The organism is Paractinoplanes atraurantiacus, assembly GCF_900215205.1.
Taxonomy (GTDB): domain Bacteria; phylum Actinomycetota; class Actinomycetes; order Mycobacteriales; family Micromonosporaceae; genus Actinoplanes; species Actinoplanes atraurantiacus.
The window spans coordinates 26525-45588 of record NZ_OBDY01000003.1; the positions used below are offsets into that span (position 1 = coordinate 26525).

Annotated in this window: 24 protein-coding genes and 1 pseudogene; 14 read left to right on the forward strand and 11 right to left on the reverse strand. The window is 68.9% G+C overall.

Annotation, left to right across the window (positions count from 1 at the left end; translation table 11 throughout):
* Nucleotide 1: 1 nt before the first annotated feature.
* Nucleotides 2-1219, forward strand: coding sequence for an amidohydrolase family protein (locus CRP55_RS09230; RefSeq protein WP_097319280.1), 1218 nt, complete (start codon nucleotides 2-4; stop codon nucleotides 1217-1219).
* A gap of 4 nt (nucleotides 1220-1223) precedes the next feature.
* Here the strand turns inward: CRP55_RS09230 and CRP55_RS09235 are convergent, their stop codons facing one another.
* Entirely contained in the window at nucleotides 1224-1835 is a 612-nt protein-coding gene (locus CRP55_RS09235) for a maleylpyruvate isomerase family mycothiol-dependent enzyme (RefSeq protein WP_097319281.1), read from the reverse strand.
* 74 nt (nucleotides 1836-1909) lie between these two features.
* Here CRP55_RS09235 and CRP55_RS09240 point away from each other — a divergent pair, with 74 nt between their 5' ends.
* The 3 genes and pseudogenes from CRP55_RS09240 to CRP55_RS56455 all read left to right on the forward strand — a co-directional run bounded on the left by CRP55_RS09240 (nucleotide 1910) and on the right by CRP55_RS56455 (nucleotide 3417).
* On the forward strand, nucleotides 1910-2347 hold the full coding sequence (locus CRP55_RS09240) for a MarR family winged helix-turn-helix transcriptional regulator (RefSeq protein WP_218854266.1): 438 nt from the start codon (nucleotides 1910-1912) through the stop codon (nucleotides 2345-2347).
* An 82-nt stretch (nucleotides 2348-2429) separates the two neighbouring features.
* Complete coding sequence (locus CRP55_RS09245) at nucleotides 2430-2774, forward strand: hypothetical protein (RefSeq protein WP_097319282.1); 345 nt, start codon at nucleotides 2430-2432, stop codon at nucleotides 2772-2774.
* A 2-nt stretch (nucleotides 2775-2776) separates the two neighbouring features.
* A pseudogene (locus CRP55_RS56455) lies at nucleotides 2777-3417 on the forward strand (nucleotidyl transferase AbiEii/AbiGii toxin family protein).
* Between the two features lie 130 nt (nucleotides 3418-3547).
* Here CRP55_RS56455 and CRP55_RS09255 read toward each other — a convergent pair.
* The 4 genes from CRP55_RS09255 to CRP55_RS09270 all read right to left on the reverse strand — a co-directional run bounded on the left by CRP55_RS09255 (nucleotide 3548) and on the right by CRP55_RS09270 (nucleotide 7653).
* On the reverse strand, nucleotides 3548-4051 hold the full coding sequence (locus CRP55_RS09255) for a GNAT family N-acetyltransferase (protein WP_097319283.1): 504 nt from the start codon (nucleotides 4049-4051) through the stop codon (nucleotides 3548-3550).
* The gene (locus CRP55_RS09260) at nucleotides 4048-4962 is read right to left on the reverse strand and encodes a ribonuclease Z (RefSeq protein WP_097319867.1); all 915 of its coding nucleotides are present in this window, start codon (nucleotides 4960-4962) and stop codon (nucleotides 4048-4050) included. Before CRP55_RS09260 ends, CRP55_RS09255 begins: the two co-directional genes overlap by 4 nt.
* Nucleotides 4963-5240: 278 nt before the next feature.
* The gene (ppk2, locus tag CRP55_RS09265; protein WP_097319868.1) at nucleotides 5241-6197 is read right to left on the reverse strand and encodes a polyphosphate kinase 2; all 957 of its coding nucleotides are present in this window, start codon (nucleotides 6195-6197) and stop codon (nucleotides 5241-5243) included.
* A 31-nt stretch (nucleotides 6198-6228) separates the two neighbouring features.
* Nucleotides 6229-7653, reverse strand: coding sequence for a CYTH and CHAD domain-containing protein (locus tag CRP55_RS09270; RefSeq protein WP_097319284.1), 1425 nt, complete (start codon nucleotides 7651-7653; stop codon nucleotides 6229-6231).
* Nucleotides 7654-7771: 118 nt separating this feature from the next.
* Here CRP55_RS09270 and CRP55_RS52870 point away from each other — a divergent pair, with 118 nt between their 5' ends.
* Nucleotides 7772-7948, forward strand: a complete 177-nt coding sequence (locus tag CRP55_RS52870; RefSeq protein WP_179855099.1) for a hypothetical protein — start codon at nucleotides 7772-7774, stop codon at nucleotides 7946-7948.
* Here the strand turns inward: CRP55_RS52870 and CRP55_RS09275 are convergent.
* Complete coding sequence (locus tag CRP55_RS09275) at nucleotides 7945-8268, reverse strand: hypothetical protein (RefSeq protein ID WP_097319285.1); 324 nt, start codon at nucleotides 8266-8268, stop codon at nucleotides 7945-7947. The two genes, CRP55_RS52870 and CRP55_RS09275, sit on opposite strands and share 4 nt — an antisense overlap.
* 109 nt (nucleotides 8269-8377) lie before the next feature.
* Complete coding sequence (locus CRP55_RS09280) at nucleotides 8378-9169, reverse strand: hypothetical protein (protein ID WP_143234499.1); 792 nt, start codon at nucleotides 9167-9169, stop codon at nucleotides 8378-8380.
* Nucleotides 9170-9301: 132 nt separating this feature from the next.
* Here CRP55_RS09280 and CRP55_RS09285 point away from each other — a divergent pair, with 132 nt between their 5' ends.
* The 4 genes from CRP55_RS09285 (at nucleotide 9302) to CRP55_RS09300 (ending at nucleotide 11560) form a co-directional block, all read left to right on the forward strand.
* Entirely contained in the window at nucleotides 9302-9895 is a 594-nt protein-coding gene (locus tag CRP55_RS09285; protein ID WP_097319287.1) for a permease-like cell division protein FtsX, read from the forward strand.
* Complete coding sequence (locus tag CRP55_RS09290) at nucleotides 9892-10395, forward strand: SigE family RNA polymerase sigma factor (RefSeq protein WP_245922894.1); 504 nt, start codon at nucleotides 9892-9894, stop codon at nucleotides 10393-10395. The genes CRP55_RS09285 and CRP55_RS09290 overlap by 4 nt, the downstream gene beginning before the upstream one ends.
* 345 nt (nucleotides 10396-10740) lie before the next feature.
* Entirely contained in the window at nucleotides 10741-11217 is a 477-nt protein-coding gene (locus tag CRP55_RS09295; RefSeq protein ID WP_143234500.1) for a hypothetical protein, read from the forward strand.
* Nucleotides 11207-11560, forward strand: a complete 354-nt coding sequence (locus CRP55_RS09300; protein WP_097319290.1) for a hypothetical protein — start codon at nucleotides 11207-11209, stop codon at nucleotides 11558-11560. The genes CRP55_RS09295 and CRP55_RS09300 overlap by 11 nt, the downstream gene beginning before the upstream one ends.
* On the opposite strand, the gene msrA is transcribed toward CRP55_RS09300, so the two are convergent.
* Nucleotides 11561-12220 carry a peptide-methionine (S)-S-oxide reductase MsrA gene (gene msrA / locus CRP55_RS09305; protein ID WP_097319291.1) on the reverse strand — a complete coding sequence of 220 codons (660 nt, stop codon included), beginning with the start codon at nucleotides 12218-12220 and terminating at the stop codon, nucleotides 11561-11563.
* Nucleotides 12221-12239: 19 nt separating this feature from the next.
* Nucleotides 12240-12653 (reverse strand): HIT family protein, encoded by a 414-nt coding sequence (locus CRP55_RS09310; protein WP_097319292.1) that lies wholly within the window; start codon nucleotides 12651-12653, stop codon nucleotides 12240-12242.
* Nucleotides 12654-12677: 24 nt separating this feature from the next.
* Here CRP55_RS09310 and CRP55_RS09315 point away from each other — a divergent pair, with 24 nt between their 5' ends.
* Genes CRP55_RS09315 through ilvA form a run of 3 tightly spaced genes read left to right on the forward strand, consistent with a single transcriptional unit; the run spans nucleotide 12678 to nucleotide 16473 of the window.
* Entirely contained in the window at nucleotides 12678-13829 is a 1152-nt protein-coding gene (locus tag CRP55_RS09315) for a cystathionine gamma-synthase (protein ID WP_097319293.1), read from the forward strand.
* Nucleotides 13830-13843: 14 nt separating this feature from the next.
* Nucleotides 13844-15202 carry an amidase gene (locus CRP55_RS09320; RefSeq protein ID WP_097319294.1) on the forward strand — a complete coding sequence of 453 codons (1359 nt, stop codon included), beginning with the start codon at nucleotides 13844-13846 and terminating at the stop codon, nucleotides 15200-15202.
* A gap of 20 nt (nucleotides 15203-15222) precedes the next feature.
* Nucleotides 15223-16473, forward strand: a complete 1251-nt coding sequence (gene ilvA / locus CRP55_RS09325; protein WP_097319869.1) for a threonine ammonia-lyase — start codon at nucleotides 15223-15225, stop codon at nucleotides 16471-16473.
* A gap of 47 nt (nucleotides 16474-16520) precedes the next feature.
* Here ilvA and greA read toward each other — a convergent pair whose 3' ends face one another.
* The gene (gene greA / locus CRP55_RS09330; protein ID WP_097319295.1) at nucleotides 16521-17015 is read right to left on the reverse strand and encodes a transcription elongation factor GreA; all 495 of its coding nucleotides are present in this window, start codon (nucleotides 17013-17015) and stop codon (nucleotides 16521-16523) included.
* Nucleotides 17016-17142: 127 nt separating this feature from the next.
* Nucleotides 17143-17559, reverse strand: a complete 417-nt coding sequence (locus CRP55_RS09335) for a DUF4307 domain-containing protein (protein ID WP_245922895.1) — start codon at nucleotides 17557-17559, stop codon at nucleotides 17143-17145.
* Nucleotides 17560-17669: 110 nt separating this feature from the next.
* On the opposite strand from CRP55_RS09335, the gene mca reads away from it, so the two are divergent.
* On the forward strand, nucleotides 17670-18551 hold the full coding sequence (gene mca, locus CRP55_RS09340; RefSeq protein ID WP_097319297.1) for a mycothiol conjugate amidase Mca: 882 nt from the start codon (nucleotides 17670-17672) through the stop codon (nucleotides 18549-18551).
* 13 nt (nucleotides 18552-18564) lie between these two features.
* Complete coding sequence (locus CRP55_RS09345) at nucleotides 18565-18918, forward strand: hypothetical protein (RefSeq protein ID WP_097319870.1); 354 nt, start codon at nucleotides 18565-18567, stop codon at nucleotides 18916-18918.
* The last annotated feature ends 146 nt before the right edge of the window (nucleotides 18919-19064 follow it).

Sequence of the window (19064 nt, forward strand, 5' to 3'; positions counted from 1 at the left end):
CATGGAGGCTTTCCGCGCGGACACGGCTTTCGACGGCGAGCGGCTGATGACCGGCGGCGCGCTGGTGATCGTCCGCGACGGCGTGATCGCCGGCGTTCAGCCCGCCTCGGCGGCGGCTCCGGACGGCTGCCCGGTGACCCATCTGCCCGTCACCACCCTGTTGCCCGGGCTCATCGACGCGCACAGCCACCTGTGCGGCAACGATCAGCCCGACGCCCTCGACCGGCTGCCCGGCCTGAGCGCGGACGAGATCGACCAGACCATCGAGGCGGCGCTCGCCGCACAGCTCGCGGCCGGCGTCACCGCCGTCCGAGACCTTGGTGACCACCAGTGGAGCGTGGTCGACAGGCATCGCGACCGTCCCCGCGGTCCGGCCGTCGTGGCCGCCGGCCCACCGATCACCAGCCCGGGCGGACACTGCGCCGCGATGGGCGGCGAGGCGTCCGGCATCGACGCCCTGCGCCGGGCCGTTCGGGAGCGGGCCGAGCGGGGCGCCGACCTGGTAAAGGTCATGACGAGCGGCGGCGTGATGACGCCCGGCACCGACATCCGGGCCTGCCAGTTCAGCCTCGGCGAGCTGCGGGCCGTGGTCGACGAGGCGCACCGCCTCGGCCTGCCGGTCACCGCGCACGCTCATGCGCTGGCCGCCGTCGAGCAATGCGTCGCGGCGGAAGTCGACGGCATCGAGCACTGTTCCTGCCTCACCGCCGGCGGCATGGTCACGCCGCCGGAGCTCGCCGCCGCGATCGCCGCGGCCGGCATCGTGGTCGGTCCGACGCTCGGCCACGACCTGGACGCGCTGGCGGCGCTGCCACCGGCGCTGATGGCCCTGGCCGAGCGTGTCGGCGTCACCCTCGAGCAGCGGCTGGCGCAGATCGGCGAGCTGCACGCGGCCGGCGTGTCGTTCGTCAGCGGCGTCGACTCCGGCATCAACCCGGTCAAGCGGCACGGCCTGCTGCCCACGGCCATCGTCGAGCTGGTCGCCGCCGGTGTGACGCCGGCGGCCGCGCTCGCCTCGGCCACCAGCAAGGCGGCCGAGGTCTGCGGGCTGGCCGACCGCACCGGCCGGCTCCGCGCCGGTCTGCAGGCCGACCTGCTGATCGTCGACGGCGACCCGACCACCGACATCACCGCCATCCAGGCCACCCGCATGGTCGTCAGCCGATCGGCCCCTCGCGGCCTGTCGCCGGGCAAATCCACAGAAGCTGTCGCCAGGTGAAGTCTCATACCGGTCCGGCGATGTGAGGCCGGGCGGCCTCGGTGCGGCCGGTGAGCAGGAGCACCAACGCGGCGATCGGCCCGGTCACCGGCTCGCCGGCGCCCACCGACCAGTCGATGTCGGTCGCGGTCAGCCGCACGCCGCGCAGTCGGCGCCGCGCCCAGAACGGCCAGCCCATGGTCCACACCCGTTCCGCCGCCGCCCGCGCCGCGGCGACCGGCATCGGCAGGTCGCGACCCAGGGGAATGGCGACGTCCTGACTGTGCGCCAGCACGTCCGGAACGATGTTGCGGTAGTTCGTCACCGCCGGCAGGCGGCGCGACGAGGCATGCCGGCGCAACTCCGCCACGATCTCGCCGGGTGGGCGGGCCGCGTGCCGCACGGCCATGTCGTGGTTCACCCGGTTGAAGCTGCCGCGACCGCGGACCGCCGCGCCGAGCATGACGGCCATTCCCGGCGGTTGCGGGGCCGTGGCCACGTGCGCGGCCACATCCCTGATCCGCCACCCGGCGCACAACGACGGGCTCTCCCACTCCGCCGCGGTCAGGCCGTCGAGCAGGTCGGCGAGGACCAGCCGCTGCTCGGTGATGACTGTCCAACTGGTCTGCTCGTCCATGGCCGCGCCTCCGTTGACATGGTCAGTCTCTCTTACTAATTTAGTCAGAGAGACTGACCAAAGGAAGGGTTCCGGTGACCCCCGAACCGCTGAATCTCGGACTGCTCCTGCTCATCCCGTACCGCTCGATGGAGGCCCGAGTGTTCGCGGCGCTGGCCGCGGCCGGCTTCGACGACTTCACCCCCGCCCAGGCCCGCGTCTTCCAGCGCATAGCCTCCGGCGGCAGCCGCCTCACCGACCTGGCCGAGCAGGCCCAGATCACCAAGCAGTCCGCCGGCTTCCTGGTCGACCAGCTGGCCAAGGCCGGCTACGTCGAGCGCGTCCCGGACCCGACCGACGCCCGGGCCCGCCTCGTCCGCATCGCCCCGCGAGGCGCCCAGGCCATCCCCTTGGCCGCCGAGATGGTCGCCGAGGTCGAGGCCGAGTGGACCGCCCACCTGGGTGCGGCTCACGTAGCCCAGCTCCGCGAGATCCTCACCGACCTGCGAGAGATCACCGACCCGTACGCCTGAGCCGTCCCCGGTCGATGTGAGAGGGCGAGCGCCACCTCGGCGACCTGATCAAGCGGTAGGGTCAGCGGCGAAGGAGGGCAAGATGACAGCGGAACAGCGACCTCCCGTGCGGGGCTACGCGAAGCCCGTCGTCGTGCCCGAGCGGCTGGATTCCCTCACCGGCCCCACCACCGGCATCGTCGTGCTGCCGCGGCACCTCAAATGGTCCGGCAACTCCCGATACGACCTCGACCAGCCGGGCCGGATCGCCGATCTCTACCGCACGGTTCTCAACGAGGCCGCTACCTCCGACGACTTGAGCCGCTACCTCGATCGGGCAACGTTGCTGGACCTCTGGTCGTCCATGTGGCTCCCCGTCGCGCTGCGTGGCAAGTGGGAGGATCGTTTCCCGGAGTTGCGCCACCGCCGCTACGATCCGGCGGCCTGACGGTGGATCCCCGCCACACCCGGATCACTCGAATCGCCCTGGAAGTCGCCGGCACCTACGGGTTCGCCCTGGCCGGAGGCTATGCGGTCAGCGCCCATGGCATGGGTCATCGCCTCAGTGACGATATTGATCTGTTCACCGACTGGCAGCGCCGCGGCGATTTCCCCTTGGCGGTCGAGACGGTGATCGCTGCTTTGACATCTCACGGATACACCGTTCGGTGGCCATCCGAAACGAGACATTCGCTCGGTTGCTACTTCACGATCGACCCGGGTCGGACCCGGAGAAGCTCGAACTGTCGGCCGATTAGCGTGCCCACAATCCCGTTCTCCTCAGCGTCGGTCCCGTGCTCCATCCGGACGATGCCGTCGCCAACAAGATGTGCGCGCTGTTCGGCCGGGCCGAGGCGCGAGATTTTCTCGATGTGGACGCGGCCATTCAAAGCGGCCGTTACACCCGCGAGCGACTGCTCGATCTAGCCGCAGCGGCGGACGGCGGTTTCGACCGCGCCAGATTCGCTGACGCCATCGGGTCGCTACGCCGCATCACCGACGCCGACTTCGACTTGTACGGCGCGTCGGCAGAAGATCTTGCGGCAGTGCGCGCCAGGTTCGCCGACTGGCATTCCGAGCTACGTTCTTGAGCTCGGAGCGGGGCGCTTTTGATCCTCGGCGCGCCCGACCCGGCAAGACCGGGCGCGCCGAAGTTCTCCAGGGCCGGCTCAAGGTCCCTAGTTAGGGTAGGCTAACCATGGCTGGGGCGAGGGTCAATGATCAAAGCGGCAGCGCATAGCGCAACTGGCGGACCGGGACGCCGTTGATCGGCTCCGTGCGGTCGGCGCCGTCGGGAGTCCAGCCGCCTCGCTCGTAGAAGCGGCGGGCCACGGCGTTGTCCTCCAGGACCCAGAGGACCGCGCGGGGCGCGCCCAGCCTGCGCAACTGGTCCAGCGCGTTGCGCATCAGGGCTCGCCCCACGCCGGTGCCGACCGCTGAAGGGGCCACGTGGATCGCGTACAGCTCCGCCGAAGACGGGGTCTCGCTCGGGCCGACGTACGTGAAACCGACGATTTCGCCGTCCAGGACGGCGACCGTCATCTCGTGGGTGTCGCGTTCCCACTTCCAGCGCTCGGCCCACCACTCGCGGAAGCCCTCCTCGGACCTCGCCTCCAGCACCTCGGCGGGCAGGATGTGGGCGTAGGCCGCGACTCGCGAGCGCTGGTGCAGGGCTCCCACCGCGTAAAGATCGAATTCTTCGGCCGTACGGAGGGACAGGCTCATCGCTCGACCGTAGCCGGGCGCCTCGCCGGCACGGGGACGCGCATGAGGTCTTCCGCGATCACGATTTCGCCGGCGAACTCGGCCGCGGCCTCGTCGAGGAAACGTCGCGGGTCGGCGTAGCGCTGCGAGAAATGAGTCAACAGCAGTTTGCGTACGCCCGACTCGCGCGCCACCGAGGCTGCCTGAGCCGCCGTCAGATGGCCGACCATGGCCGCCATCTCCGCGTCCTCGGTCAGGAACGTCGACTCGATGACCAGCAGGTCGACGCCCTCGGCCAGCGCGTAGACCGCGTCGGTGAGTCCGGTGTCCATGATGAAGGCGAAGCTCTGGCCCGGCCGTTCGGCGCTGACCTGCTCCAGCGTCACGTCGCCGGCCCGGCCGTCGCGTTGCAGGGCGCCCACCGCGGGGCCGGAGATGCCGTGCTCGGCCAGCCGCTCGGGAATCATGCGCCGCGCCGATGGTTCGTCGAGTCGATACCCGTACGTCGGAAGGGAATGCCAGAGCGGCAGAGCCGTGAGGCGCCCGGCCGAGGTCTCCGCCGAGAAGCTCGCGCCCTCGATCGGCGAAGCCACGATCTCGGCGTTGTCCCAGTAGCTGGTGGCGTGCCGCAGGCGGTCGTAGAACTCCTGGCCGGCGCCGGGGTAGTGGACCGTGACCGGATGTTGCACCTTGTCGAGCGAGATGCGCTGGAGGATGCCGGGCAGGCCCAGGCTGTGATCGCCGTGGAAGTGGGTGATGCAGATGCGCTTGATCGGGGTGACCGCGAGGCCGGCGAACAGCATCTGGCGCTGGGTGCCCTCGCCCGGGTCGAAGAGGATCACCTCGTCGTCCCAGCGCAGCAGGTAGCCGTTGTGGTTCCGATGCCGTGTCGGCACTTGGCTGGCCGACCCCAGGACCACGAGCTCGCGCATGATCAAGCCCCCGAGATGAAGCGACCCCTGGGGACTTCCACGCACGAATGCGTGGTCCGGTCGGACAAGGCCGGATCCCCAGGGGTCGGGTGGCTGTCTGATATTCGCCGCACCGCTGCCACACGGTCTCGACGTACTACAAACGAAGCTGTCGAGGACAGCGGCTAGCGGACAGCCACCTCACGAGTCCCGTTGCTATACAACTTCGGACCACCTCCCTTCACGTGTACGGCTACGTTAACCAGCCGAATGCCCCTTCGCCAATGCTTTTTGAATCACTACAGACGAGGGAATACGCGCGGGGACATTTCGGTCCCTTCGACCGCGAGCGAGGCCGGCCCGACGATCAGCGGGTCGGGGGTGCCGACGACCTCGACGTCCTTGTTCTCGTAGTCGAAGCGGTTGAGCACGTGGCGCATCGCCTCGAGCCGGGCCCGCTTCTTGTCGTTGCTCTTCACCACGGTCCACGGCGCGTCGGCGGTGTCGGTGTAGAAGAACATCGCCTCCTTGGCCTCCGTGTAGTCGCCCCACTTGTCCAGGGAGGCCAGATCGTTGGGGGAGAGCTTCCACTGGCGGACGGGATCGACCTGGCGGATCGCGAAGCGCGTGCGCTGCTCCCGCTGGGTGACCGAGAACCAGAACTTGACCAGGTGGATGCCGGAGCGGACGAACATCCGCTCCAGCTCCGGGGTCTGCCGCATGAACTCGAGATATTCGGCCCGGGTGCAGAAACCCATGACCCGCTCCACGCCGGCCCGGTTGTACCAGGACCGGTCGAACAGCACGATCTCGCCGGCCGACGGCAGGTGCTTGATGTAGCGCTGGTAGTACCACTGGTTGCTCTCGCGCTCGTTCGGCTTCTCGAGAGCGACCACGGAGGCGCCGCGCGGGTTCAGATGCTCCATGAAGCGCTTGATGGTGCCGCCCTTGCCGGCGGCGTCCCGCCCCTCGAAGAGGATCACGAGACGCTCGCCGCTGGACTTGCACCAGTTCTGCAGCTTCAGCAGCTCGATCTGCAGCAGCCGCTTCTGATGGTCGTACTCCTGCCGGGACATCCGCTCGTCGTACGGATAGTCCTCGCGCCAGGTGTCGACCGGACTGCCGTCGGCATTGAGCAGCACCGGGTCGTCGTCATCGTCGTCGGCCACCCGGTAGCCGTCGAGCTCGGCGATCGAACCGTCGTACGGCTCGCTGACCTGCTCCTGGATCTCTTCGAACTCCGCCTCCGCCTGCATGACCGACATACTTACCCAGCGAAAGTGAACATCAGCCGATCCAGGACCGAAGCTTCTTCTTCCGCGAGTCCTCGACCACCGGCGGCAGCTGGGCGTGGGTCTCGGCGCCGACCTGCTCCTGGCGCCCGTAGAGCACACCGAACCAGAACGCGTCGTCGCTGCCCTGGCCGATCTCTTCGAGCAACTCGCGGGCCACGACCGAGTCCTGATGGGCCCCGAGCACGTCCTGCAGGTCGGTCAGCGCGTCGACCAGCTGCTTCCCAGGCTTTCCAGCCTGCGGGGCGAAGACCTCAACGGCATAACGCGCTTTCTTGTACGCCTTCCGCGCGTCGTGCAATTCGTGATCGATGCCGTCGGCGAGCGCCTGGTCGAGCAGCGCGTCGGCCTTGGTCAGGCTCTTGCGGGCCCGCTTGAGCAGGTCTTTCTCGGTGGTCTGCTGCTCGGCGAGCCGGTCGATGCGGTCGAGCAGGGCCAGGTAGCGCTCGCTCTCCAGGGCCTCGTCGAGGGCGGCCCGCCCTCGCTCGACCTGGGCGTCGAGGTGCTCGCGGATGCGGGCCGCGACCGGCGCGAACCGATCCCCGTCCTCGATCTCGGCCAGCAGTTTCTGCTCCTGCACCTGACCGTCGCGCACCTCGCCGAGCAGGTCGGCCAGCCACTTGAGCTCGTCGCCGATCTCCTGGGCGTCGCCGAAGCTGCGCTTGAAGGTCTTCAGGGTGCTGCGCAGCCGCCGCGTGCCGACGCGCATCTTGTGCACGGCTTCGGCCTGACCCTGGCGCACGCCGGGATCGAATCCGGTGATCGCGTCGCGCTGCTCACGCACGTACGCCAGAACCGGGTTTTTGGGGGTTTTGGTGGTTTTGCTCGGTTGGGGGTTGCCGAGAGCGCGGGCGACCTTGGAGGGACCGGCGGCGGGCCGCGCCCCGGCGCGCTCGAGCAGGCGGCCGACCTTGGCCAGCAGGGCCGGGCTGCCGTCCACCAGCTCGACCTCGACCTCCTGCCAGCGCTGCTCCTGACCGTCGCGCTCGGCGATGACCTGGTCCTGAGCGATCAGCGCGAGCGTGGTGCCGTCGGCCTTCTTGAGCGGCGTCTCGACCCGGTGCGTCCGCAGCCGGGCGATCGGCTTGAGGTCCTGCCGCCGGATGATGGCCCGGACCAGGCCGGCGAGCTCGCTCGGCACGAGATCGGGCGTGCCGTTGAGCGGAAGCCGGTGCTCCTTGCGGCTGAAGCCCTCGCCGGGCGTCTTCAGATGCCAGCCGGCGTCGCTGCCACCGCTGCGCCGGCGAAGCGTCCGCCGATGCCGCAGAAGGGTCAGCTCGTCGGTGTCGAAGTACGTGGCGTCGAGATCATGCGTCTCGGCCCCGCCGGTGCTGGTGATGCCCGCCTCGCCGGCGAAATCCGGCAACTCGAAGCCGTCGGGCACGTCGTATTTGAGTTCCGTTTCGCTGGCGGTTTCCATGTGTTCATGGTGCCCGACTTTCACGTTCCAACACAGGGAACTGATTAGCAGGTTGCGCACAGCGAGATCTCAGAAACTTCGGGCATCGTGGAGGGTCACTTCGCCCTTGGAGGTACGCGTGGAGAAGCCCGACCGCCGCCCGGTGTCCCTGGCCGGCCTCGGCCTGATCGGCGCCGGGGCCGTCCTCGGCCTCGCGCTCACCGGCCCGGCCTCGGCCGCCCCGCCGTCGTCATCCGCACCCTCGGCCACCATGGCGACCGAGCAGCCGGCGCGGCCGGCCAAGGAACAGGACTAGACCCGGGCGGTGCGCACGGTCCGCAGGTAAAGCGCCCGCGAATAGGCGGCCGAGGCGGCGCTGTAATACATGGTCGCCAGCCCCACATGGAAACTGTTGTTGGTCAGCGCGTTCTTCGAGTTGGCCGACGCCGCCCACCGAATCTCCGCATCCGATTCGCTGATCCCCTTACGGGCACAGCGAAGCCGGTTCATCTCCTTGCCCGTCTTCCAGGTCTCGAGCGCCGCCTCGGCCTCCCGCATCATCGCCCGAGCCTGCTCGGCCAGCGACTCGGCAAGATCCCAGGCATGACGTTCCTCGTCATTGAAGAAGGACGACATGGTTCACCTCCCGGCGTACCGCTCTGCAGACCCCAGTCTGCGGACGATGTCGGGACATGTCGATCTTTTACACCCTGACGCATGAAATCACCGCCCGCCCTCGCGGCTCTCACCCCACGGTTGGTTTCGGCTCGCCGACCGCGCCATCGGGTGATCTGACCGGCCGGGGCAGCGACTTCGACTCCAGGATCCCGACGACCAGGGCCTGCGCGATCACGTCGCGTGATTGAACGGCGCGCATCACGGCCTGTGACACCAGGATCGCGCCGTAACTCAGCGACAGGATGATCAGAAGGGCCTGAATGCCGGCAGGCAGCGCCGATCTCCACGACAACAGCGCCAGGAGCAACACCAGCGGCGGAGCGATATTCAGGCGGAAGGCGCTCTCGGCCAGAAGCCGATCGTATCGTCCGAAGAGCTCGGCATTCTGCGCTTGCAGCCGGGTCGCCAACTGCCGCTCTTCATGCATCACGCTTTGGATGAGCTTGGTTGCCGCCCAGCGGCTGTCGATCACTTTTCCGAGATCTTCCGTCGAGTAGGTGACAAGGTCACGCTCGGCCTGGGCGGAGAACGGCACCGCGCGGACTCGCTTGAGGACTCCGCGGCGGAACAGATCACGGAGCCGCGACAGCAACTCGGGGCGGCCGCCGTGCGCCCACAGCCGTTGCGGGTTGAGCTCCACAAGCGACCCGACAAGGTAGGCGGTGAAAGTGAGCGCGGCGAGGACCGCGCCCTTCCCGGCATAGCCGGCGAGATCCCACAGGCCCGCGAGAGGCCCGGCGGCCGGACGTTGACGAGGCATCCGGTCGCCGAACAGCACCCACAGGTTCAGCAGCCAGAGATACCCGGTCGCCAGCGGTGTCCTGATCTCCCGCAGCCCGGGCAGCAGTGAGTTCAGCATGATGGTGTCCGATGATTTCACCGGTGTCGATCGACCAGTACCGGCGGAACGTCCGAATAGCGTGTGACCGATTGCTGGCCTCGGCCTGTCATGTAGGGGGAGGACACCGACGACAGCGGGAGCGAGTGTGTCATGACGGAGCACCTGAAGGAGCTTTTCGATCAAGCGCTTGATGACGAACCCGCCTTCGCGGACGGGGATGTCGCGGCGCGGGTGATGGCTCAGGGGCGGAGTATTCGGCGGCGGCGGCGGCGTCGTGGGGTGGTGGTTGGGGGGTCGGCGGCGGCGGCCCTTGTTGCTGTTGTGGTGGGGCTCAATCTTGGCGCGGCGCCCGCTGACCCGCCGCCGGTGGCGGTGCCGGCGGCTCTGGCGCTGATCGCTCAGGCGGAGCCGCGATGCGCCTGGCAGGCCGGGTCCGACGATGCCACGGATGTTTTCGTCGTTCTGTGGGAGGACGTCAGCGACGGGCAACAGGATGCGCTCCGGGATGCTCTGCGTGCCGATCCGCTTGTTCGGGATCTGCGTTTTGAGAGCCGGGGGCAGGCGTACGAGCGGTTCAAGAATCTGTGGAGCGACAGCCCGGAATTCGTGGCGTCCGTCGACGAGTCGTCGCTGCCGTCCTCGTTTCGGCTGAAGCTGGTTCGGCCGTCGCAGTTCTCGGAGTTCGCCGCCGTCTACGCCGGGCGGCCCGGGGTTCAGGACGTCATCGGTGGGGTGTGCCCGTGAGGCGGGCTTCACGCGACGAGGAGTTCACCGCGTTCGTGGTGGCCGCGACGCCGCGGCTGCGGCGTACCGCCTATCTGATGTGCCGGGACTGGCATCTGGCGCAAGACCTCACCCAGCTGACGCTGGCCCGGATGTACGCGTCCTGGGGGCGTATCTGGCGCACGGTGGACCTCCAGGCGTACAGTCGAAGGGTCTTGATGAACGCGGTCTTCGACCAGCGCAAGCGGCGCAGCAGCGCCGAGGTCGTGTCGGCCGACCTGCCGGACCGGCCCGGTCAACCGGCCGAGACGGGCCCGGAAGTGCACGTCACGCTGATGCGGGCGCTGGCCACCCTGCCGGTGCGGGACCGGGCCATCGTGGTCCTGCGGCACTGGGAGGATCACAGCGTCGAGACCGTCGCCGAGATCCTGGACGTCTCCGTCTCGGTGGTGAAGATGCGGAGCATGCGGGCGCTGGCCCGGCTCAGGGAGCTGCTGGGCGAGGACTTCGCCCGTCAGTGACGATCGCCGCGCGCGTAGCGGTCCAGGCTGGAGGCCCACAGGCGCGAGATCAGCCGGCCCATGGGACCGTGGTGGATCAGGAACAACAGCGGCCGCTGCGAGAGGCGGGCGCCGGTGGTGCCCCATTCGGCGTGCAGGCGGCTGCCCCGCCGTCCGCCGGCGCGATGCGGACAAACCTGTCGGCGCCTCCGCCGTAGCTGCTCGCCCCGACCGTTCAGCGGACCGCCGAGGCGTTGAACCAAGTCGTAATGGGCGGTGAGGGCGCGGCGCCACCTGCTCAGGCTACTGGTGGCTCAAGTTCGCATACCTCTTGCGATGACTTCTGAAAAAGTTCAGAATTGACGGGTGGATGCCAAGGAAGTGCAGTGGAGCGAGCTCCAGCGTGATCCCAAGAGCGTCGCCGCTCTGGCCGACGCGGGGGACGTGCGGGTTCGTCGACGCGACGGTGCTGATCTCCTGCTGACGCGCGAAGACCGGATGGCCGCATCCGGGGAGGGTGCCATCGCGACGGTGCGGGCCCTGCGGAACCTTCTCGCTCACGTTTCGCCCGAGACGGCCGCGGAGGCTTTGACCGACGAGTTCCCGTGGCTCAGCCTGTTGCCGCAGGAGTCCGTGCCTCAGTTCGTCGCCGAGTTCACCAAGGCGGCCCGGATCTCCGCGGATCTGGGGCAGTGGTCGGTGCTCGCCGATCTGCTCCGCGGCTGGAAAGCAACCGCCATGGTCTACACCGATCCTGAGCTTCTTCGTCAGTTGAGCGGCCCAGTCGACGACGACCTCGGTGTTGTGCCCGCACCGGTGGAAGACGACGACGATGAGCGCTAAGCGCGGTGATCGTGTGGCACCGCCGGGAAAGCCCGGCGGCTGGGAAGCGCGATTCGCCACTTCCGAGGCCGCCAAGGGCTGGGAGAGCCTCTGTCAGACCGCTCGATCGAACACCTGGGAGGCGTGGATCGTTCTGACCGAGCGACCCACCGCGCCGGTCAACCCAGCGCGGCAGCATCGACTTTATGGACCTCTCGCCTCTCGGGAAGTCGGCGGCAAGTCGTTGGAGCAGTGGCAGTACGAGGTGACCGCAGGTGGCCGGATCTGGTACTGCCCTGATCCTGATCGTCGCATCATCTGGGTTGTCGCCGCCGGGCCCGCCCATCCGAAGGCGACCGACTGATCAGGCTGTGCGGGCCACGCCGACCGGGCAGGTCATGCCGTTGGGGCCGTGGTTGCAGTAGCCGTAGGGGTTTTTCGCGTCGGACAGGTACTGCTGGTGGTAGTCCTCGGCGAAGAAGTAGCTGCCCAAGGGGCGGATCTCGGTGGTGATCTGGCCGTGGCGGGCCGCGGTGACGATCGGCTGGAAGGCGTCGAGGGAAGCCTTGGCCGTGGCCGCCTGGGCGTCCGTGGTGGTGTAGATCGTGGAGCGGTACTGGGTGCCGACGTCGTTGCCCTGGCGCATGCCCTGGGTGGGGTCGTGGTTCTCCCAGAAGGCCTTCAGCAGGTCCTCGTACTGGATCTTGCTGGGGTCGTAGACCACCTGAACCACCTCGGCGTGGCCGGTGGAGCCGGAGCAGACCTCTTCGTACGTCGGGTTCTTCGTGAAGCCGCCGGCGTAGCCGACCGAGGTCGAGTAGACGCCGGGCAGGCGCCAGAAGATGCGCTCGGCGCCCCAGAAACAGCCCATTCCGAAGACCGCGACCTCGTAGCCGGCCGGCCATGGTCCCTTGAGCGGGGTGCCGAGGACGACGTGCTCGTCGGCGACCGGCATTTCGAACGTGCGGCCCGGCAGGGCCTTGTCGGGGGTTACCAGCTCGGGTTTCTTGAATCGTAGGAACACGATTTGTGCAACGCCGGTGTCACCCCAGTTGTTTCTCGATCATCGAGGCGTACGACGTGGCTTCCTCGTCGCTGTCGTAGCGGTGCCGTGGCCAGAAGAACCCGCGCAGTCCGTCGCCTTTGGTCCGGGGAACAACGTGGAAGTGGAGATGAGCCACGGATTGCGACACCACGTTGTTGTTCGCCACAAATGTCCCCTGCGCACCCAGGGCCACCGGAACAGCCGCCGCCACCCGCTGCACAAGTCCGAAAAATCCGGGCAAATCGTGAAGTGGGAGATCGGGAAGCGTCACCACATGGGCGCGGGGAACGATAAGGACGTGGCCCTTGAAGACCGGGCGCGTATCGAGGAAACCGACCCCATCAGGGGAATCCACGACCTTGAAAGCGGGCACCGTCCCCGCCACGATGCCACAGAACACACAGTCTGCCACCAGCTGAGACTAGCCTTGCGCAGCATGACGGCTAACCACTACGGGTTCGACACCCTCGCCATCCACGCCGGCCAGGATCCGGATCCCCGGACCGGCGCGGTGGTGCCTCCGATCTATCAGACGAGCACGTACGCCCAGGACGCCGTCGGCGCGCCGCGTCTCGGCTACGAGTACAGCCGCTCCAGCAACCCGACCCGTGACGCGCTCCAGGAGTGCCTCGCCGCGATCGAGGGCGGCCGCCGCGGTCTCGCCTTCGCCAGCGGGCTGTCGGCCGAGGACACGCTGCTCCGCACGGTGTGCCGGCCGGGTGATCATGTGGTGATCCCCGACGACGCGTACGGCGGAACCTTCCGTCTCTTTTCCAAGGTTTTGGAGAACTGGGGTCTGGACTGGACGGCGGTGCCGCTCGAGAACCTCGACGCCGTGCGCGCCGCCTTCCGGCCCGGTCACACCCGGCTGATCTGGGCCGAGACGCCGACCAACCCGCTGCTCAACGTGGCCGACATCGCCGCGCTGGCCGGTCTCGCCCACGAGTACGACGCGATGCTCGTGGTCGACAACACCTTCGCCTCGCCGTATCTCCAGCAGCCGATCACGCTCGGCGCCGACGTCGTCGTCCACTCGACCACCAAATATCTGGGCGGGCACTCCGATGTGGTCGGCGGTGCGCTGATCACCGCGACCGACGACCTGGGCGACCAGCTCGCCTTCCATCAGAACGCCATGGGCGGCGTCAACGGCCCCTTCGACGCGTGGCTGACCCTTCGGGGCATCAAGACCTTGGGTGTACGGATGGAGCGGCACTGCGACAACGCGGAGCGCATCGTGGGATTCCTGCGGGAGCATCCGGCCGTGGCCGGCGTCCTCTACCCGGGCCTGGAGGATCACCCGGGCCACGAGGTCGCGGCCAAGCAGATGCAGCGCTTCGGCGGCATGGTGTCGTTCCGGGCGGCCGGCGGTCCCGAGCAGGCCATCGCGATCTGCAACAAGACGAAGCTCTTCGTGCTCGCCGAGTCACTGGGCGGCGTCGAGTCGCTGATCGAGCACCCGGGTCAGATGACACACCTGTCGGCTGCGGGCTCCGCGCTTGAAGTCCCCGCCGATCTCGTGCGACTGTCTGTCGGCATCGAGACCGTTGACGATCTGCTCGCCGACCTCGAGCAGGCATTGGGCTGATTTACGGAGAAAAGATGACGGACGGGACGACCTGGGTCGGAGCCACCGCGAAGCAGATCGCCCGGGCGGTGCGGCGCGGTGATGTGACAGCCACCCAGGTCGTCGCCGACCACCTCGAACAGATCGCCATCACCGACCCGTCGCTCGACGCGTTCCGGGTGGTGCGGGCGGGCGAGGCGATGACCGAGGCCGAGAAGGTCGACGACCAGGAGGATCTGGCCAACCTTCCGCTGGCCGGCGTTCCGGTCGCGGTCAAGGAGAACACCGCGGTGGCCGGGCTTCCGGTCTGGTCCGGCTCGGCGGCGGTGCGCTCGGCTGTCGCCGAGGAGGATCACGAGGTCGTACGGAGGTTGCGCGGCGCCGGGGCCGTGGTGGTGGGCGTGACGCGGATGCCCGAGATGGGGCTCTGGGCGGTCACCGACGACGCCGAGGGCGCCACCCGCAACCCCTGGGACCTCGACCGTACGCCCGGTGGCTCGTCGGGCGGGTCGGCCGCGGCGGTGGCCGCCGGCCTGGTGCCGATCGCGCACGGCAACGACGGTCTCGGCTCGATCCGCATCCCGGCCGCCTGCTGCGGCCTGGTCGGCCTCAAGCCCGGCCGCGGCGTGGTCCCGGCCGAGCTGGGCATCGACAACTGGTTCGGCCTGGTCGAGAACGGCATGCTCACCACCACGGTCGCGGACGCCGCGGTCGGCTTCTCGGTGCTGGCCGGCCGCGACCCGATCAAGCTGGTCGAGCCGTCCCGGCTGCGCATCGGCGTCTCCACCCGGTCGCCGGTGGCCGGCATCCGCCTCGACGAGCCGAACGCCGACGCCGTGAGCGCCGCGTCCAAGCTGCTCGTGCAGGCCGGGCACGACACGCTCACGGCCAACCCGACCTATCCGCAGTCGCTCGGCGTCGGCACGCTGGCCACCTGGTTCGCCTCGGCCTACGTCGAGTCGCGGAGTTACGACCTGGCCCAGCTCCAGCCGCGCACCCAGCGCCACATCCGGCTCGGCAAGTGGGCCATGCGCAGCGGGCTGGTGCGCCAGTCGCAGCGCGACGCGTTCCGCGAGCGGTCCATCGGCTTCTTCGCCGACCGGTCGATCGACCTGCTGCTCACCCCGGCCCTGGCCACCGCCCCGCCGCCGGCCGACGGGCACGCGACCGGGTCGTGGCGGGCCAACATGAGCGCGAGCATGCGCTACGCGCCGTACGCGGCGCCCTGGAACGTGGCCGGCCTGCCGGCGATCGTGGTCCCGGTCGGCGTGCGCCCCGACGGCCTGCCCGTGGCCGTGCAGCTGGTCGGCCCGCCCGACTCGGAGGCCCTGCTCCTCGCCGTCGCCGGGCAGTTCGAAGTGATGAACCCCTGGCGCCGTCACGCGTTCGGGTGATCGGTGGCAAGCTTCAGGTCATGACCGGTGCCCCCCTGCCGCTTGACCTGCTGACGCTGTCGGACATCCAAGCGGCACGCAGTCTGCTGTCCGGGGTGGCCAAGACCACCCCGCTGATCGAGTCCCGCCCGCTCACCGAGATCACCGGCACCGACGCCTGGCTGAAGTGCGAGAACCAGCAGCGTGCCGGCTCGTACAAGGTGCGCGGCGCCTATACCCGGATCAGCCGCCTGTCGGAGGCCGAGCGGTCGCGCGGCGTCGTCGCCGCCAGCGCCGGCAACCACGCGCAGGGTGTCGCGCTCGCGGCCGGGCTGCTGGGCGCCCGGGCCACGGTCTTCATGCCCGAGGGGGCGCCGCTGCCCAAGGTCACGGCGACCAAGGGGTACGGCGCGGCGATCGAATACGCGGGCACGAGCGTCGACGACTCGCTGGCCGCAGCGCAGCGGTTCGCCGAAGAGACCGGCGCCGTGCTGATCCACCCGTTCGACCACCCGGACGTCATCGCCGGCCAGGGCACGGTCGGCCTGGAGATCCTCGACCAGCTCCCGTCGGCCGCCACGATCATCACGGCCGTGGGCGGAGGCGGGCTGATCTCGGGCATCGCGGTCGCGGCCAAGGCGCTGCGGCCGGACATCCGGGTCGTCGGCGTGCAGGCGGCCGGTGCGGCGGCCTATCCGCCCTCGCTCGCCGCCGGCTCGCCGCAGAAACTCGTGCAGGGCGTGACCATCGCCGACGGCATCTGCGTGCTGCGGCCCGGCGACCTCAACTTCGCGCACGTCAGCAAGCTGGTCGACGAGGTCGTGACGGTCACCGACGAGGACCTGTCGGCGGCGCTGCTGGTGCTGCTGGAGCGGCACAAGATGGTGGTCGAGCCGGCCGGGGGAGCGGCCTTCGCGGCCCTGCTGACCGGCGCCTACGTGCCGCCGGCGGACGGGCCGGTGGTGGCCGTGCTCTCCGGCGGCAACATCGACCCGATGCTGCTGCTGCGGGTCATCGAGCACGGGCTGGCCTCGGCCGGGCGTTTCCTGCGCCTGGCGGTCCGCTGCGACGACCGGCCCGGTGAGCTGGCCCGGCTGCTGGGCCGCATCGCCGAGCTGCGGGCCAACGTGGTCGAGGTCGGCCACTCGCGGCAGAGCCCGCGGCTGGGTTTCGGCCAGGCCGAGGTGGCGCTGTCGGTCGAGACCCGCGGGCCGGACCACTCGGACGTGCTGATCGGCACCCTGCGTGACTGCGGTTACCGCGTCTCGTTGCTGGCCGACGCAACCCCTTGAGACAGCAACGGGCCCGCCTGTGCCAGGCGGGCCCGTCAACGCTGTGGTCAGCCCTCGAACGGGCCGAACTTCACGACCGTGACCTTGATGTCGGCGCCGCTGGGGGCCGTGTAGGTGACGGTCTGGCCCTCGCCCGCGCCGAGGATCGCCTTGCCGAGCGCCGACTCCGGGCTGTACACGGTGAGGTCGGTCGTCGAGGAGATCTCACGCGAGCCCAGCAGGAAGGTCTCGGTGTCGCTCTGGTCGTCGTCGAAATAGATCGTGACGACCGAGCCCGGCCCGACCTTGTCGGCCGCCGACGCCTCGCCGACCTCGGCGTTGCGCAGGAACTCCTTCAAGTAGAGGATCCGGCCCTCCTGGCGGCTCTGCTCCTCGCGGGCGGCGTGGTAGCCGCCGTTCTCCCGCAGGTCACCCTCCTCGCGGCGCGCGTTGATCTCGGCCGCGACCTCGGGTCGGGCGGCGATCAGCTCGTCAAGCTCGGACTGCAGCCGGTCGTAAGCGTCCTGAGAAAGCCAAGTCTTGGGCGCCTCTGAACTGGACACGGTTGATCTCCTTGCATGGAAGGGCGGGCACTAACAAGATCGCTCCGTTCAAAGAACATTGACGGAGCGAATCACTAAGCTTACCAGCGGTACGCACGGGGCCAGAATGGCGCGAGCGCCCCGGGCTTCAGGCGGGGTCACACCCCAGGACGTCGCCGACCGAGCCGCGGGCGGTGGTGGCCACCGTCTCCTTGGCGTCGATGGCCGTCTCGCCCGGCTCGGGTCTCACCACGACCGTACGGCGGCCGACCTCGAATCCGTCGTAGTCGCGGGCCCGCAGGACGCAGCTCGCCGCTCCGCCGGCCGGCACCCGGACCTTGAACTCGATGACCATCTCTTTGTCGGTCGGCTCGGACCACCCGACGATCTGGGCGTCGTAGTCGGTCTGGCCGAAGCGCTGGTAGAGCTTCAGCGACAGGACCAGAGACGCCGCGAGGACCACCACGAGAACGAGGATGGGCAGCACCAGACGGCGGCGGCCGGAACGGCGCCGTCCGTATCGGCCCGGCGGGAAGACCGGGGCTGTGGTGCGCGTCTCGCTCACCTGACGACCTCTCATGCGTTTGTTGTCGGTGGGATCCGCCAGAATGGCAGGGTCCATTCTCGCAGCCGACACCGGCCCGCCGATCGCGGGTCAGGTCCGAGGAGATTTCAGTGGCTGAGCAGTTGCGTCTCATGGCGGTGCACGCGCACCCCGACGACGAGTCCAGCAAGGGCGCCGCGACCATGGCGAAATACGTCGCCGAGGGCACGCGGGTGCTGGTCGCGACGTGTACGGGTGGCGAGCGCGGGAGCGTGCTCAACCCGAAGATGGACCGTCCCGAGGTGCTGGCCGACATCACCAACATCCGCCGCGCCGAGATGGACCGGGCGCGCGAGATCCTCGGCGTCGAGCAGGCCTGGCTGGGCTTCGTCGACTCGGGCCTGCCCGAGGGCGACCCGCTGCCGCCGCTGCCCGAGGGTTGCTTCGGCCTGCAAGATCCGGAAACCGCCGCGATCCCGCTGATCAAGCTGATCCGCGAGTTCCGGCCGCATGTCATGACGACGTACGACGAGAACGGCGGCTATCCGCACCCCGACCACATCATGTGCCACAAGATCTCGGTGGTGGCCTTCGAGGCCGCGGGCGACCCGGAGAAATACCCCGAGCTCGGCGAGCCGTGGCAGCCGCTGAAGCTCTACTACAACTCCGGCTGGACCCGGGCCCGCATGCTCGCGCTGCACGAGGGCATGCTCGCGGCGGGGCTGGAGTCGCCGTACACGGAATGGCTCGAGAAGAGCGCCGACCGCGAGGACCGCGGCGACAAGATCACGACCCGGGTCGAGGTCGGCGAGTACTTCGAGATCCGCGACGAGGCGCTGCGGGCGCACGCCACCCAGGTCGACCCGGACGGCTTCTGGTTCAAGATCCCGCTGGAGCTCCAGCAGAAGGTGTGGCCGACCGAGGACTTCGAGCTGGCCCGCTCGCTGGTCGACAGCCCGGTCCCCGAGTCCGACCTCTTCGCGGGCGTCCGCGAGAGCGTCGAGTCGCACTAGTACCCTCGTGGTCATGGGCACTTTTGCCGTCAACAACTTCGGAGACACCCGCTCGGGCGGCCTGGCCGGCCCGATGGGTCTCTTCATCATCGTGCTGCTGTCCATAGCAACTGTTTTGCTGATTCGCAATATGAACAAGCGTGTGCGTCGGCTTCCCGACAGTTTTCCGGACGTAAGGCAGACACAGCGTGAGGCCGAGATCGCTCGGCTGAATGCGGATCTCGAGCGTTCCGACGACGGAACGGTCGCGGATCGTGTTGATGCGGATCGATCGACAGTGGTCGACACGGGTGTGGACGACGAGGTCAAAGCCGTTACTACCGAGCGTGACGGTGGATCGGCGGACGGCGATCCCCGCCGCGTTTGACCTCGTCGCAGGCGGTTCGATCTTCAAGGGCACGGGTACGGTCCGTATTGGTCTGACGTATGGGTAATACGGGCCGTTCGTCAAGCCTTGTTGTGTTCATCGGTATTGATTTAGCCTTCCGCCGGGGGCCTAGCCGCCCCTGATCC

Excerpts from the sequence above, each read along its gene's own strand:
- CRP55_RS09275 (WP_097319285.1), bottom strand. The coding sequence starts at position 8,268 with ATGTCGTCCTTCTTCAATGACGAGGAACGTCATGCCTGGGATCTTGCC.
- ppk2 (WP_097319868.1), bottom strand. The coding sequence starts at position 6,197 with ATGCAGGCGGAGGCGGAGTTCGAAGAGATCCAGGAGCAGGTCAGCGAG.
- CRP55_RS09320 (WP_097319294.1), top strand. The coding sequence starts at position 13,844 with ATGACGGACGGGACGACCTGGGTCGGAGCCACCGCGAAGCAGATCGCC.
- CRP55_RS09255 (WP_097319283.1), bottom strand. The coding sequence starts at position 4,051 with ATGAGCCTGTCCCTCCGTACGGCCGAAGAATTCGATCTTTACGCGGTG.
- CRP55_RS09345 (WP_097319870.1), top strand. The coding sequence starts at position 18,565 with ATGGGCACTTTTGCCGTCAACAACTTCGGAGACACCCGCTCGGGCGGC.
- CRP55_RS09260 (WP_097319867.1), bottom strand. The coding sequence starts at position 4,962 with ATGCGCGAGCTCGTGGTCCTGGGGTCGGCCAGCCAAGTGCCGACACGG.
- CRP55_RS09280 (WP_143234499.1), bottom strand. The coding sequence starts at position 9,169 with ATGCTGAACTCACTGCTGCCCGGGCTGCGGGAGATCAGGACACCGCTG.
- CRP55_RS09270 (WP_097319284.1), bottom strand. The coding sequence starts at position 7,653 with ATGGAAACCGCCAGCGAAACGGAACTCAAATACGACGTGCCCGACGGC.
- CRP55_RS09245 (WP_097319282.1), top strand. The coding sequence starts at position 2,430 with ATGACAGCGGAACAGCGACCTCCCGTGCGGGGCTACGCGAAGCCCGTC.
- CRP55_RS09285 (WP_097319287.1), top strand. The coding sequence starts at position 9,302 with ATGACGGAGCACCTGAAGGAGCTTTTCGATCAAGCGCTTGATGACGAA.
- CRP55_RS09230 (WP_097319280.1), top strand. The coding sequence starts at position 2 with ATGGAGGCTTTCCGCGCGGACACGGCTTTCGACGGCGAGCGGCTGATG.
- CRP55_RS09300 (WP_097319290.1), top strand. The coding sequence starts at position 11,207 with ATGAGCGCTAAGCGCGGTGATCGTGTGGCACCGCCGGGAAAGCCCGGC.
- ilvA (WP_097319869.1), top strand. The coding sequence starts at position 15,223 with ATGACCGGTGCCCCCCTGCCGCTTGACCTGCTGACGCTGTCGGACATC.
- CRP55_RS09315 (WP_097319293.1), top strand. The coding sequence starts at position 12,678 with ATGACGGCTAACCACTACGGGTTCGACACCCTCGCCATCCACGCCGGC.
- CRP55_RS09235 (WP_097319281.1), bottom strand. The coding sequence starts at position 1,835 with ATGGACGAGCAGACCAGTTGGACAGTCATCACCGAGCAGCGGCTGGTC.